Raw genomic sequence first — 14,368 nt, 5'->3', positions numbered from 1 at the left:
GTTTTTTCGTGGATTTTGGGTTTTTCGTGGACGACTCCAGGATTTTCCCGGTTTCACAACCCTAACTCGCGCCAGCGCGCCTGAATGCGTTTGACCGAGACCGGACCGCTGGTGCCGAGCTGTTGGGCGAAGAGCGCGACGCGCAGCTCCTCCAGCAGCCAGCGAATTTCGTCCAAGCGCGGATCCCCGTCGGCGTCGCTCAGGGTGCGCTGACGCTCCGCCATGCGCTTGCGCCAGCGGGTCTGAATGTCGTCCATCTCGCGCATCCACTGCTGGTCGCGGCCAGGGGCATGCGCCAGGCGCTCCAATCGCTGATCGATCGCCTTGAGATAGCGCGGATAGTCCTGGAGATGCGCGAAGGGGATGCGCCGCGGGAAACCGCGAAAGATCAGCGCGTCAAGTTGCGCGCGGATGTCGAGCACGGAGGGCATCCAGTTGACCTGGGTGATGCTGGCGAGACGCCGGCGCAGGTCGTGATAGGCCGCGAGGATGCCCCCGATCAGTTTGCAGACCTCGGTCGCGGTGGGAAAGAGCCGACCCTTGCGCTCGGCCAGGCGCTGTTCAAAGACCGCTTGCGTTCGGATGGGCGGTAGCCCTTCGAGGAAGGTCAAGTCAAGGATGAGCGCGATCAGTTCGTCGGCCAGATCCGGCACCTTGCTCGATTGGCCCTTGCTCGGGTTTCCCGGCTCCAGCGTCGCTGAGTCGCCGCGATCCTTCGCGCTGGGCGCCTTGGCGTATTGCAGCCGCATCCGATCCAGATCCGTCAATTGCCGTCGCAGTTGGCGCAGGTCGGCCCCGAGATGCAGCATGACGAGCCGCCGCAGTCCATCGCGTTGCGCCGCCGCCGCGCTGTCCGCCGAATCCAGAATCTGAATGGCAACGCGGTCGCCGCGGTCGACCAGCGCCGGATAGCCGCGCAGCCGGATGCCGGCGCGGGTCAGATCGACCTGCTCGGGCAGATCGCCGAAGGTCCAGCGGGTGATGTCCTCGCGTTCGATCGGGCTGGATGATTGCTGGCGAAAACCCTGCCGACCCTGACCGCCGAACTGGCGCTTGAGCTGAATCGGATCGTCGCCGACCGCAAGCGGTTTGCCGGTCTCGTCCATCAGCCGAATCTTCATGCGCAGGTGCTCGGGGATGACGGACGGATCCCAGGCATCCTCCGGCACCTGGATGCCGGTCATGGCCTTCAGTTCCTCGGACAGCGCCTGGATCAGCGGTCGGTCGGACGGCTTCAGGCGCGCGACCAGCCGGGCGGCGGTGTCGGGGATGGGGACGAAGGTCTTACGGAGTGGTTTGGGCAGACCGCGCAGCAGGGCGACGATGCGTTCCTCGATCAGCCCCGGCACCAGCCAGTCGAGCCGTTCGCTGGAGACCTGGTTGATGAGCGGCAGCGGCACGACGAGCGTGACGCCGTCGGCGGTGTCGCCGGGCTCGAAGCGGTATTCCAGGGGTAAGGCGGTGGCGCCGACGCGCAGGCTGTCGGGAAAGGATGCCTCGGTGATGTCCGCCGCCGCGTGGAGCATGAGGTCGGACATGCGCATGTGCAGGAGTTTTGGCTCCGCGCGCGTGGCCTGGCGCAACCATTTCTCGAACTGAGGCGTGGAATACATGCCCGTCGGCACGCGGTCGGCGTAGAAGGTATAAATCGCCTCCTCGTCCACCAGGATGTCGCGCCGTCGCGACTTGGCCTCCAGATGATGGACGGACTCGATTAGCTCGCGGTTGTGACGCCAGAAGGGCGCGCGGGTCTCGAAATCGCCCTCGGCCAGGGCGAAGCGCAGAAAGATCTCGCGCGCCTCGGTGGGATTGATGGGGCCATAGTTAACGCGCCGCTTCGGGACCAGCGTCACGCCGAACAGCGTGACCTTCTCGAAGGCCGCGACCTGCCCCGACTTGGCCTGCCAGTGCGGTTCGGAATAGCTGCGCTGGAGCAGATGACGCCCCGCGTCCTCGATCCAGCCCGGCTGGACCTGGGCCGCGATGCGTCCGTACTGGCGCGTCGTCTCGACGCGCTCGGCGACCACCACCCATTTCGGCGGTTTGGCGAAGAGCGCGGAACTGGGATGAATGAAAAAACGAGCGTTGCGCGCGCCCTGAAACTCGCGCTCGGCCTCGCGGAAACCGAGATTGCTCAGCAGGCCGGTCAGCAGGGCGCGGTGGATGTTGTCAGTTGTCAGTTGGCAGTTTTCAGTTGGCAGTTGACCATGATCGGCCACGCGATCTTCGTTGCCTGCTGACTGCCACCTGCCACCTGACACCTGAGAACTGATCTCGATCATCTGCTCGCGCAGTTGCGCATGGATATCGCGCCATTCCTGGACCCGGTTCCAGGAGAGGAAATGGCGCTGGCAGAGTTTGATGAATTTGTTTCGCGACAGCTCGTGACGTTCCTGGTCGAGAAAGCGCCAGAGGTTGACGAAGGTGATGAAATCCGACTCCGGGTGACGAAAGGTGGCGTGGATTTCGTCGGCGGCCTGCTGTTTGTCGAGCGGACGCTCGCGCGGATCCTGCACGCTGAGCGCTGCCGCGATGATCAGCATCTCGGCCAGACAGGCGTGATCGACGGCGGCGAGCAGCATCCGCCCAATGCGCGGATCGACCGGCAAGCGTCCGAGCTGTTTGCCCAGCGTGGTCAGCTCGCCCCTGACATCGAGCGCGCCGAGTTCCTCCAGGGTGCGATAGCCGTCCGTCACCAGTCTGGGATCCGGCGGGTCGACGAAGGGAAATCGCTCGATGGACCCGAAGCCGAGCATCTTCATCTGCAGGATGACGGCGGCCAGGTTGGTGCGCGCAATCTCGGGCTCGGTGAATTCGGCGCGGGACTCGAAATTGTCCTCGCGATAGAGCCGGATGCAGACGCCCGCGGCGATGCGCCCGCAACGTCCCTTGCGCTGATTGGCCGACGCCCGCGATATCCGCTCGACCGGCAGGCGCTGGACCTTGGTGCGATGGCTGTAACGGCTGATGCGCGCGAATCCGGGGTCGATCACATAATGGATGCCGGGCACCGTGAGCGAGGTTTCGGCCACGTTGGTGGTCAGGATGACGCGGCGCGCGCTGTGCGACTGAAAGATGCGCGCCTGCTCTTGCGGCCCCTGGCGCGCGAACAGCGACAGAATCTCGGTCGCGGGCGGGTGGTGCTTGCGCAGCGTCTCGGCGGTCTCGCGGATCTCGCGTTCGCCGGAAAGAAACACCAGCACGTCGCCGCGCCCGACCCGAGCCAGTTCGCCGACCGCCTCCGAGATCGCCTGCTGCATGGCGTCGTCGCGCTCGCTGGCATGTTCGTCGTCCGCCGGCGGGCGGTAGCGGACTTCGACCGGCCAGGTGCGGCCCGAGATTTCGATAATGGGTGCGGGCTGGCCGTCGGGTCCGGCGAAATGGCTGGCAAACCGCTGCGGATCGATGGTCGCCGAGGTGACGATCAGCTTGAGATCCGGGCGGCGCGGCAGGATGCCGCGCAGATAGCCGAGTAGGAAATCGATGTTGAGACTGCGCTCATGGGCCTCGTCGATGATGATCGTGTCGTACTCGGTGAGCAGGCGGTCCTGCTGGATTTCGGCCAGCAGGATGCCGTCGGTCATCAGCTTGATACAGGTCTCGGGGCGGATCCGGTCATGGAAACGCACCTTGTAGCCGACCAGACTGTTCATCGGATCGCCCCCGCGCTCGGTCGCGCTCGCGCCCAGTTCCTGGGCGATCCGGCTGGCCAGGGTGCGCGCGGCGATCCGTCGTGGTTGGGTGTGACCGATGCGTCCGGCCAGTCCGCGCCCCAGTTCCAGGCAGATCTTGGGCAGTTGGGTCGACTTGCCCGAGCCGGTCTCGCCGCACAGCACCACCACCTGATGGCGGGCGATCAGCTCGGCCACTTCGGCGCGGCGCTCGCTGACCGGCAGTTCCTCGGGATACTGGATCCTCGGCACCTGGGCCTTGCGCCGTTCCAATAACGCCTGGGATTGCTGGATGTCCAGCCAGAGTTTCGCCAGTCCCTGATCGAAGGGCTGTGCCGCCTGCTGACTCCGCTCAGGGGGCGGCCGCTCGCGTTTGCGCAGCCCGCGCAGTCGTGACCGGAAGGATTGGCGATCGCGGATCAGACAGCGATCCAGGTCGTGTTCGGTGGGGAGGAGGCGTGAATTCAAGGTGGATCTGGCGTACCGAAGGAAAGTGGATTCGTGCCGGCAGCCAGAGTGCATCGCGGATCAGACAATCAATCGGCGTGTGATGCATTGATCGGTTGCGGAAGTCACGTCTGGGTTGTATGACGCACGATGGGGCGAACGGGGTGATATTCTACGCGAGCGCCACGGACAAATTCCCCTAGTGCTTCGCTGCTCAAGTTCCGAGACCGCTGCCTCCTCGTTGTCGTTGTCGTTGTCGTTGTCGTTGTCGTTGTCCTAATCGAATATTTGCCATGTCGAGACAACGACAACGACCTGAGACGGTCTTGGAACTTTCGCACAGTTGCTCTAGGTCGAGCATGCCCCCCGACAATGCCGACAAACGCCCTACGGACAGCCTCTCAACGAGCCATGTATACAGAGTATTACGGTTTTTCCGACGATCCCTTCCGGCTCAGTCCGGATGCCCGCTTCTGTTTTAAGCACCGCGGTTTCTCCAAAGCAAAGGCGTATTTTCAGTATGCCTTGAGACACGGCGAAGGATTCGTCGTCGTCTCTGGCAAACCAGGCACGGGAAAAACAACCCTGATCGACGATCTGCTTGGCGATCTGGACCATTCAGGCACGCTCAGCGTGCGCCTGGAGAGCGCGCAGGTCCAGGGCGATGACCTGCTGCGGCGGGTTGCCTTCGCATTTGGCATCGAGGCCAACGGCCTCGATAAAGCCACCATCCTGAATTCACTGGAAGGCCGCCTCCAGGAACGGATGCGGCATCACGAAAAAACGCTCCTGATTGTCGATGAGGCTCAAACGCTTCCAGCGAGCGCCCTGGAGGAATTGCGGCTGATGACCAACCTGCGTTTGCAGGGGCGGCCTCTGCTGCAAATCTTTCTGGTTGGGCAGGAAGCGCTTACCGAGTTGATACGCACTCCCGAACTGGAACAACTGCATCAGCGGATTCTTTGTGCCTGTCATCTTGAGCCTTTGCCGCTGGAAGAAACCCGGAACTATATCGCTCATCGACTGTTATGCGCCGGCTGGTCCGGCGATCCCGTCATCGAGGCCGACGCGGTGCGCGCACTGCATCATGCCAGTCAGGGAATCCCAAGATTAATCAATAAATTCGCTGGTCGCCTCTTGCTCCATGCCTGCCTTGAGGGACTGCATCGACTCGGTCGGGAACATGTGCAAACCATTTTGGCCGAGTTGAGCGATGAGCAATTGCTCAAGAGTTCCAGTTCCAGCGAGCGGCAACCGTCATTCAACCAAGACGCGGAGGTGGAAATCGCCGACATTGCAATGGATACAAAGCCAGCGCCCCCCCCTGCCGCGCAGGATGACAGGCGCCTGGATAGGCTTGACGCACAGACGCCAGCGGTCGCCGACACCATTCGAGAGACGCCCCCGCCCCCGATCATGTTCGCGGCTGCGATGGCTCCCGAGGAGGGCGTCCATCCTGAATCGTCCCTATCCGGTTCAGCGCGACATCCTGCCGGCAGGCGTCATGGTCGCTGGATTGCGCTGGCGCTCGTCGTCACTCTGCTCCCGGCGTTGGCGTTCGGACTCTTCGCGCTGAAACCCCGGGGGACGACTGAAGATGCCATCTCTGACAAGATCGATCTCCAAGAGCCACCGCCTGCAAATGGGGCGAACCAGCCTTTAGTGCCAGCGACTCCATTGGTCTCTCCGTCGGTGGAGAATGAATCAGTGGAGGATGAAATGGATATTCAAGCTGAAAGCGGCATTGCCGAAACCCATCCGCCCCCGCCTATGCCCCTACCCGAGCCGCCCGTTCTTGCAGAGCCGGTGGCCGCTCGCCAGGATCTCCTGATGGATCGGCAAGCATCCGAAAGCGCTCCGTTGGATCCGTCTCCTCGAACTGCGCTGGATTCTCTGGAGAACATGCCTGCGGAGTCGACCGACCTCAAGGACCGGACGCTCGTTCGGGAGATCGTCGACGCATTTGCTCAACTTGGGATCAAGTCCATCGAAGTCGATGATGGTATCCGGATCAATTTTGGTGGCAGCATGCCATTTGATTTCGATAGCGCCCAGATCACGCCGCGGGCAATCCCCCGCCTCCAGGAACTCATTGCCCTACTGGCTCGTTTCGAGAGTGCTCGCGTCGAGATTCATGGTTATACCGACGATGTGGGCGATGCGGCCCACAACCGGGAGTTATCGCTGCTCAGAGCGCGGGCATTGAAAGAGTATCTGACTGCGGGAGGCATCTCGCCCGACCGCGTCATTGCCATCGGTCACGGTGAGGAGTTCCCGCTGTTCGCTCCAGGCGACGGGTCGATGACTGCCGAACAGCGACTGCTAAACCGACGTATCGAACTCATAATCCATCTTCCGTGAGCGATTCTGGAGCCTGGCATTTAGGCTGTCTCGCTCGTCGGATCCGCAGCCTCGGCACCAATAAAATCGTAGTCCATGATGCTGGTTGGTGGCTGCACGTAAGGCCCCTGGATGAGGTCGACGCCAGCGCTAAAAAGACGCCCAACGGCCTCTGGCCCATCCACGCCGGTGGCGATGACCTTGGCTCCAGATGCCTTGGCGGACTGAATCAGCCAGGTCATGGATTCCGCTTCCGGCCCTTGTACGACTTGCTTGCCGATCCTCGCAAAATGCGCGGGAACCGCATGGAGGACACGGCTGCTCCGTTCGCTGAAGTCGATTCCATTGAGACAGATCCGGATTCCCAACCGGTTGAGTTGGCTCGAACGGTTGCTGGCGAGTTCCAGATAGGCGTCTGCCTCGGCGACTTCAAGCTGCAGGATGGGTCTGAGCCGGATCAGATCCCGGTCATTGATCTGGTCGCGTACCCAATCGACCCAATCCTCTTTTGCCACGATCGCAAAGGACTGATGAATGAAAAGCTGGACCGGCTTGCCGGCGATCAGTCGATCCCGCATGGCATTCAGACTGGCGGTCAACAGCCAGCGATCAAGGTCGTCGCCAGCATTCGCCCGGACCAGGAGTGGGGCGAAATCGGCTGGAGCGAGCAATTCTCCATCGCCCAGGCGCACGCGCGGCGTCACCTCATAACGCTCTCCCTCTGCTCCGGTCAGGGCCACGATGGGTTCGAACAGCAACTGAATGCGGCTGGCCCGGATCGCCAGCAAGATCGCGGACTGAAGCGCCAGCCCTTCAGTGCTATTGTCCTTGCCAACATAGCGGCCAAGATCGCGATCGCCGCGCCGCAAGGCCAGACGCGCGGCCTTGCCCGCGCGCGAGAGCAGCGTGACCGAGTCATTGCAGCCGCCGACCAGGGGATACCAGCCGCCGCCCAGATCCGCGGCCAGGGAATCATCGGCCAGTGCCCGGCCAACCTGATAGGTCAGGGTCTGAGCGAACTCGGCCAGCGCCAGATGGGTGTCGCGACGAATCAGCACGGCAATCGCGAGTTCTCCCGCCCGTGCCGCCAAATCGCCCTCCTCAATGCGACCGGCGACTACCGCAGCCATCCTCTCCAGGGCTTCCGTGCCGCCCGCCAGCTCCAGATACACCAGGCAACGTGGTCCGGTCAGGCGCATATTGGCGCTTCGCCGGTCGCCTGGCGGTGGGTCAGGCCGTGTCAGGCCGATCAATTGATCAAGCCGTTTAAGCAGTCGATCGCGCGTGGCCAACCCTGTCAGTCGGTCGATGGTCTCCGGTCCCTGCTGTCGGCGAGCCCGTTCCCTGGCCCTGTGAAGACGTTGCTGCACACGCTCCACGAGCCGGTCGGGCGCGACCGGCTTGGCGAGAAAGTCATCGCCGCCGATCCGCAGTGCCGCGATCTGTTGTTCCGGGTCCAGCTCCGAGGACAGGAATATGATCGGCAGATCGGCGAAACGGTCTTCTTCGCGGATGATGCGGGTGAGTTCGATCCCGGACGCACCCGGCATGTACAGATCCATTAGCACGAGATCGGGGGCAAAGCGATCGAGCGCCTGCATCACCTCCAGCGGGTCGCAGACACGTTCGGTGATCATGCCGGCACCCTGCAGAATCCGGGAGGCAAAAAGGGCGGCGACAGGTTGATCGTCGACGACCAGGATTTTGTCCGGCGCCATCCGCCGTGCGCCGATCAGCCGGGCGAGGTGGTCGGCCAGTTCTCCGGTGTCCAGCGAGAGAGGAAGATAGACTTCGGCGCCAGCGCGCATGGCGGCGAGCCGAAAACGGATATCCTCGCGGTGGCCCAGGACGGCCAGTACGATCGCGGTCGGCTGGCTGGCCATGATGCGGGCCGCCAGCGGGCCGAGATCCTCTGGTTTGGACGCTAAACGCGTGTCGAACAGCAGCAGGGCAGGGGGCTCGATCGCGCATCGCGCCATCGCCTCGGTTGGGGTCGCGCAGGATTCGCATCGCATCGAGCGACGGATCAGTTCAGCTTGAAGCGCGTCGGCGGCGCCCGGGTCCGGGGTTAGGAACAGGATCCTGCCGACGGAGTCAGTCTCGCGAAGCCTTGGGGTTAGCATGTTTTAGGTTCCATCCCGCCAGGTTGAGGATCTAGTGCTGCCTTAAATCGCGCCGGGCGTTCGCTGCGTCCTCTTCGTGAGAATGCCCGCGCCCGCCGCGGTGGATGCGGATTGAGTACACAATATCATCCAATCGCGCGCTGGCATAGAAAGCGTTTAGTCAGACAAGTGCGTGTTCGCATCCGTTATCGCGGTGCAGATCCCGTGGGCGCCAGAACCCGCTACTTGACCTTCATCCCCGGCTCGGCGCCGCTGTCCGGGCTGAGAATAAAGATCTCTTTCCCGCCCGGTCCGGCGGCCAGAACCATGCCCTCGGAGACGCCGAAGCGCATCTTGCGCGGGGCCAGATTGGCGACCATCACCGTCAGTCGCCCTTCCAGATCCTTGGGGTCATACGCCGAGCGGATCCCGGCGAAGACGTTGCGGGTTTCGCCGCCCAGATCCAGCGTGAGTTGCAGCAGCTTGTCGGCGCCCTCAACCCATTTTGCCTCGCGGATGAGCGCGATCCGCAGATCGGTTTTGGCGAAGGTGTCGACATCGACCGGGACGGCGATGGGGTCGCGCGTCAGGTGCGGATTGGGTTGGTCCGTCACGGCCGCGGTCGCGCCGGTCGCGCTCAGGTCTTCTTTCGATGCCTCCAGCATGGCCGCGATCCGAGCCGGCTCGACGCGGGTCATCAAGGGCTTATAGGGCGCGATCTCGTGGTCCAGCAGCGGGTCGGCGAGCGCCGCCCAGGTGAGCGGGTCGATCCGCAAAAACGCCTCGGCATCGGCGGCGGTGCCGTTCAGGATGGGGCGTAGATAGCCGATCAGGAGCCGAAACAGGTTGATCCCCATGGAACAGATATCTTGCAACTCGGCATCCCGCCCCGGCTGTTTCGCGACCACCCAGGGCGCTTGCTCGTCGATGTACTGATTGGCGCGGTCGGCCAGGGCCATGATCTCGCGCACCGCGCGGCTGAATTCGCGCCGCTCGTAGGCGTCGGCGATGGCGTCGCCGGCCTGGACAAACTCGGCGAACAGATTGGGCTCCGACAGGGCGCCGGAGAGTTTGCCCGCGAAGCGCTTGCCGATGAAACCGGCGCAGCGGCTGGCGATATTGACCACCTTGCCGACCAGATCCGCGTTGACCCGCGCGGTGAAGTCCTCCAGGTTCAGGTCGATGTCGTCGACATTCGGACCCAGCTTGGCGGCGAAATAGTAGCGCAGATATTCGGGGTTGAGGTAATCCAGATAGGTGCGCGCCTTGATGAAGGTGCCGCGCGACTTGGACATCTTCTGACCGTCCACGGTGAGAAAGCCGTGGGCGAAGATGGCGCTTGGGGTGCGGAAGCCCGCGCCGTGGAGCATGGCCGGGAAAAACAGCGCGTGGAAATAGATGATATCCTTGCCGATGAAGTGATACAGCTCGGCCTTGGAGTCTTTGCCCCAGTAATGGTCGAAGTCCAGACCCTCGGTGCGGTCGCAGAGGTTCTGGAAGCTCGCCAGATACCCGATGGGCGCGTCCAGCCAGACATAGAAAAACTTGCCCGGATGGTCGGGGATCTCGAAGCCGAAATAGGGCGCGTCGCGCGAGATATCCCACTCCTGGAGCCCGGCGTCGAACCATTCGTCGAGCTTGTTGGCAACCTCCTTTTGCAGGCCGCCACGGGTCCAGACCCGCAACATCTCCTCGAAATCGCCCAGCCGGAAGAAATAATGATCGGACTCGCGCTGTTCGGGCACCGCGCCCGAGACCGCCGAGCGCGGATTTTTCAGCTCGGCGGGCGAGTAACTGGCCCCGCAGACCTCGCAGTTGTCGCCGTACTGATCCGCCGCGCCGCACTTGGGGCATTCGCCCTTGATGAAACGGTCGGGCAGGAACATCTGTTCGACCGGATCGTAGGCTTGGCTGATGGTGCGCTTGGCGATGTGTCCGGCGTCGCGATTACGTTCGTAGATGAGCGAGGCGAAGTGCTGGTTTTCGGGAGAATGGGTGGAGTGATAGTTGTCGAACCCGACCCGGAAGTCCGCGAAATCGGCCCGGTGTTCCGCGGCGACCCGCGCGATGAGCGCCTCGGGTGCAATGCCCTCCTGACGCGCGCGTAACATGATTGGCGTGCCGTGCGCGTCGTCGGCGCACACATACCAGCAGTGGTGGCCGCGCATCTTCTGAAAGCGCGCCCAGATGTCGGTCTGGATATATTCGACCAGATGACCGATATGGATCGGCCCGTTGGCGTAGGGCAGGGCGCTGGTGATCAGGATGTCGCGGGGCTGGCTCATTGAGGGTGCTCGGTTGGGCTCGGCAAAGCGCTGAAGTATCTCATGAGCGATGACCGCTGGACCATGACGCCGCAATTAGGAGGAAATTGCGGTTAAACCGACAGGCTTCAAGGCAGGGAAATGCTTTGCGTCCTGTGCGCCTTTGCGGTTCAAATAACCGGATAATCTGCTGAAGCTCGGAAATCAATCAAAATGATCTGGGATGCCTGGCTCGCCATCGCCGTGGTGGTGCTCGTGATCGGCTCACTGGCGCTGACTAAGCTCGCCGCCGACCTGGTGCTGGTCGCGGGCGTGACGCTGCTGCTGTTTGCCGGTGTCCTCACCCCCGCCGAGGCGCTGGCCGGTCTGTCGAACGAGGGCATGGTCACGGTCGCGGTGCTTTACGTGGTGGCTGCGGGGCTGCGCGAGACTGGTGCGATGGCCTGGCTCGCGCAGGGCGTACTGGGTCGGCCCAAAACGCTCGCGCGCGCGCAGTTCCGGCTGATGGCGCCGGTGATGGGCATGAGCGCCTTTCTCAACAACACGCCGGTGGTGGCGATGTTTCTGCCGGCGGTCAACGACTGGGCGCGGCGCAACCGGCTACCGATCTCCAAACTGCTGATTCCACTGAGCTATGCCGCGATTCTTGGCGGCACCTGTACGCTGATCGGTACCAGTACCAATCTCGTGGTGAATGGCCTGATGATCGAGCACGGCGGGTTGCCGGGCCTGGGCATGTTCGACATCGCCTGGGTGGGGGTGCCATCGGCCTTGCTTGGGATGGGCTATCTGGTCTTGTTCGGGCGTTGGCTTCTGCCGGACCGCAAGCCGGTGATCAGCGACCTGGACGATCCGCGCGAATACACGGTCGAGATGCTGGTGGAGCCGGCTAGCCCACTGGTCGGCAAGACCATCGAAGGGGCTGGACTGCGTCACCTGCCCGGCATGTATCTGCTGGAACTCGAACGCGATGGCGAGGTGCTGCCCGCCATCGCGCCGCATCAGCGGCTTCAGGCCAATGATCGGCTGGTGTTCGTGGGTGTGGTGGATTCGGTGCTGGATCTCCAGCGCTTTCGCGGTCTGGTGCCCGCCGGCGACCAGATCTTCAAGCTGAATGTCCCGCGCCCGGAACGCTGTCTGACCGAGGCGGTGGTCTCCGACAGTTGTCCGCTGATCGGCAAGAGCATCCGCGAGGGCCATTTCCGCAATCGCTACGATGCCGCCGTGATCGCGGTCGCCCGCAACGGCGAGCGCATCCAGGGGAAGATCGGTAATATCGTACTGCGTCCAGGCGATACGCTGCTGATGGAGGCGGACCCCGGCTTTGCCGATCGTCAACATAATTCGCGCGATTTCTTTCTGGTCAGCCGGGTTCCCGATTCCCGGCCGCTGCGTCAAAACCGGGCGCTGATCGCCATCGCCATTCTTGCGGCGATGGTTCTCGTCGTGACCCTGGAATGGTTGCCCATGCTTCAGGCATCGATGGCCGCCGCGGGCCTCATGCTGGTGACCCGTTGTCTCAATAGCGGCGAGGCGCGGGCCGCCGTCGACTGGAAGGTGTTGATCGCGATCGCGGCCTCCTTCGCGCTTGGTTTCGCGCTTGAAAAGACCGGCGCCGCGCGCTTCGTCGCCGAAAACGTCGTGCAACTCGCGCAGGGCGATCCCTGGGTCACGCTCGCCGTGGTCTATCTCGTGACCATGCTGTTTACCGAAATCATCACCAACAATGCCGCCGCCGTGCTGATGTTCCCGATCGCGCTCTCGACCAGTCAGGCGCTGGGAGTCAGTTTCATGCCCTTTGCGATCGCGATCATGATGGCCGCGTCCGCCAGCTTCTCGACCCCGATCGGCTATCAAACCAATCTGATGGTGTACGGGCCTGGGGGTTATCGGTTTTCGGATTATTTCAGGATTGGCATTCCGCTCAATCTGCTGATGGCGGTACTCACGATAACCATTGCGCCATTGGTCTGGCGCTTTTGATCACTCGACTCCTTGAGCAGAGGCCGCATTGGATCTGGGGTTGAATTAGCAACTGCCGATACCATGCTAGCGACAACGCTTTCATGCCCTGGACGTTTTCACGGCTCGTTGTGCGAACGACCCAAAATTTTTGCGATTCCGGCCGTACCGGTCGCGTTTTCAGTCACTGGAGTACCCCATGTCCGAACCCACGAAAGAAGCCATCGAAGCCGCGATCAAGGAATACAAGGAGCCGCATCTGGGCCGCGATCTGATCGCGGCGCACGCCATCAAGGACATCGCGATCGAGGGCGGTCAGGTGCGGGTCAAGGTCGTGCTGGGGTTCCCCGCCAAGGGCGTTCAGGCGGCCATCGCCACGGCGGTCAAGGAGAAGGTCATGGGTGTCGCGGGCGTGAGCGCGGCCGAGGTCGAGGTGAGTTGGGAGATCAAGGCGCATTCGGTGCAGAAGTCGCTCAAGCCGATCGATCACGTCAAGAACATCATCGCCGTCGCGTCCGGCAAGGGCGGCGTGGGCAAGTCCACCACGGCCGTCAATCTGGCGCTGGCGCTGTCCGCCGAGGGCGCGACCGTCGGCATCCTGGACGCGGACATCTATGGCCCGTCCCAGCCGCGCATGCTTGGGATCACCGGCAAGCCGGAGTCGAAGGACGGCAAAAGCCTGGAGCCGATGAACAGCTACCATCTCCAGGCGATGTCGATCGGTTTTCTGATCGACGAGGAGACCCCGATGATCTGGCGCGGACCCATGGTCACCCAGGCGCTGGAACAATTGCTGAACGACACCAATTGGGCCGATCTGGATTATCTCGTCATCGACCTGCCGCCGGGCACCGGCGACACCCAGTTGACGCTGGCCCAGAAAGTACCGGTCTCCGGCGCCATCATCGTCACCACGCCCCAGGATATTGCACTGCTCGACGCCCGCAAGGGGCTCAAGATGTTCCAGAAGGTCGAGGTTCCGGTGCTCGGGATCGTCGAGAACATGAGCATTCACATCTGCTCCAAGTGCGGCCATGAGGAGCATATCTTCGGCTCCGGCGGCGGTCAGAGCATGTCCGATCAATACGGGGTCGATCTGCTCGGCTCGCTGCCGCTGGAACTGCACATCCGCGAGGAGACCGACAGCGGCAAGCCAACCGTGGTCGCTCAGCCGGAGTCGCGCGCGACCGAGATCTATCGCGAGATCGCCCGCAAGACCGCCGCCAAGCTGTCGCTGCAGGCCAAGGATTACGCCGCCAAGTTCCCGCGCATCGTGATTCAGAACAACTGATCATCGCGCTGCACTACGCGCACCTACCACGGATTACAAAAATGCCAAGGATGGCAGTATTTTAAGATACGATCTAGCACGTCAACTCCTTGCTATAATGTGCATTCCCGCTTAGAGTCTGTTCAGAAAGTCCCTGTTGAATTGCATATGTTTTTTCAAGCATGGGAGCACAAACTGGACGGAAATCGGCTTTTGCCTAATTCTACTTTGTTAGCTTGACATAAGCTTATGATTTGCCAATATTATTTTCAGGGCAAAATTATATTTGGAAATAGCAGATCATGGCTAACG

Annotated in this window: 7 protein-coding genes; 3 read left to right on the top strand and 4 right to left on the bottom strand. The window is 62.4% G+C overall.

The annotated features are described in order from the left end of the window. Positions 1–53 precede the first annotated feature (53 nt). Both hrpA and QZY07_RS17010 read right to left on the bottom strand, forming a co-directional pair. Positions 54–4,139 (bottom strand): ATP-dependent RNA helicase HrpA, encoded by a 4,086-nt coding sequence (gene hrpA / locus QZY07_RS17015; RefSeq protein ID WP_295405315.1) that lies wholly within the window; start codon positions 4,137–4,139, stop codon positions 54–56. A gap of 366 nt (positions 4,140–4,505) precedes the next feature. Continuing rightward, positions 4,506–4,736, bottom strand: a complete 231-nt coding sequence (locus QZY07_RS17010; RefSeq protein WP_295405346.1) for a hypothetical protein — start codon at positions 4,734–4,736, stop codon at positions 4,506–4,508. On the opposite strand from QZY07_RS17010, the gene QZY07_RS17005 reads away from it, so the two are divergent. Continuing rightward, positions 4,644–6,479: an AAA family ATPase gene (locus QZY07_RS17005; RefSeq protein WP_295405342.1), complete on the top strand. Its 1,836-nt coding sequence runs from the start codon at positions 4,644–4,646 to the stop codon at positions 6,477–6,479. The genes QZY07_RS17010 and QZY07_RS17005 overlap by 93 nt on opposite strands. 20 nt (positions 6,480–6,499) lie before the next feature. On the opposite strand, the gene QZY07_RS17000 is transcribed toward QZY07_RS17005, so the two are convergent. Beyond that, on the bottom strand, positions 6,500–8,581 hold the full coding sequence (locus tag QZY07_RS17000; protein WP_295405314.1) for an EAL domain-containing protein: 2,082 nt from the start codon (positions 8,579–8,581) through the stop codon (positions 6,500–6,502). Positions 8,582–8,802: 221 nt separating this feature from the next. Then, positions 8,803–10,845 carry a methionine--tRNA ligase gene (gene metG, locus QZY07_RS16995; protein ID WP_295405312.1) on the bottom strand — a complete coding sequence of 681 codons (2,043 nt, stop codon included), beginning with the start codon at positions 10,843–10,845 and terminating at the stop codon, positions 8,803–8,805. A gap of 192 nt (positions 10,846–11,037) precedes the next feature. Here metG and QZY07_RS16990 point away from each other — a divergent pair, with 192 nt between their 5' ends. Both QZY07_RS16990 and apbC read left to right on the top strand, forming a co-directional pair. Further along, the gene (locus QZY07_RS16990) at positions 11,038–12,807 is read left to right on the top strand and encodes an SLC13 family permease (protein WP_295405310.1); all 1,770 of its coding nucleotides are present in this window, start codon (positions 11,038–11,040) and stop codon (positions 12,805–12,807) included. 178 nt (positions 12,808–12,985) lie between these two features. After that, positions 12,986–14,077 carry an iron-sulfur cluster carrier protein ApbC gene (apbC, locus tag QZY07_RS16985; RefSeq protein ID WP_295405308.1) on the top strand — a complete coding sequence of 364 codons (1,092 nt, stop codon included), beginning with the start codon at positions 12,986–12,988 and terminating at the stop codon, positions 14,075–14,077. Positions 14,078–14,368: the final 291 nt, after the last annotated feature.

Source organism: uncultured Thiocystis sp. (assembly GCF_903866365.1).
GTDB lineage: Bacteria > Pseudomonadota > Gammaproteobacteria > Chromatiales > Chromatiaceae > Chromatium.
Note: the sequence above shows the minus strand (reverse complement) of the source record. Positions and strands in the feature narration are given on the sequence as shown.

Bases quoted from the DNA above. Each gene is read 5' to 3' on its own strand.
- QZY07_RS17010 (WP_295405346.1), bottom strand. From the start codon at position 4,736: ATGGTCCAGATCGCCAAGCAGATCGTCGATCAGGGTTGTTTTTCCCGT.
- QZY07_RS17000 (WP_295405314.1), bottom strand. From the start codon at position 8,581: ATGCTAACCCCAAGGCTTCGCGAGACTGACTCCGTCGGCAGGATCCTG.
- metG (WP_295405312.1), bottom strand. From the start codon at position 10,845: ATGAGCCAGCCCCGCGACATCCTGATCACCAGCGCCCTGCCCTACGCC.
- QZY07_RS16990 (WP_295405310.1), top strand. From the start codon at position 11,038: ATGATCTGGGATGCCTGGCTCGCCATCGCCGTGGTGGTGCTCGTGATC.
- apbC (WP_295405308.1), top strand. From the start codon at position 12,986: ATGTCCGAACCCACGAAAGAAGCCATCGAAGCCGCGATCAAGGAATAC.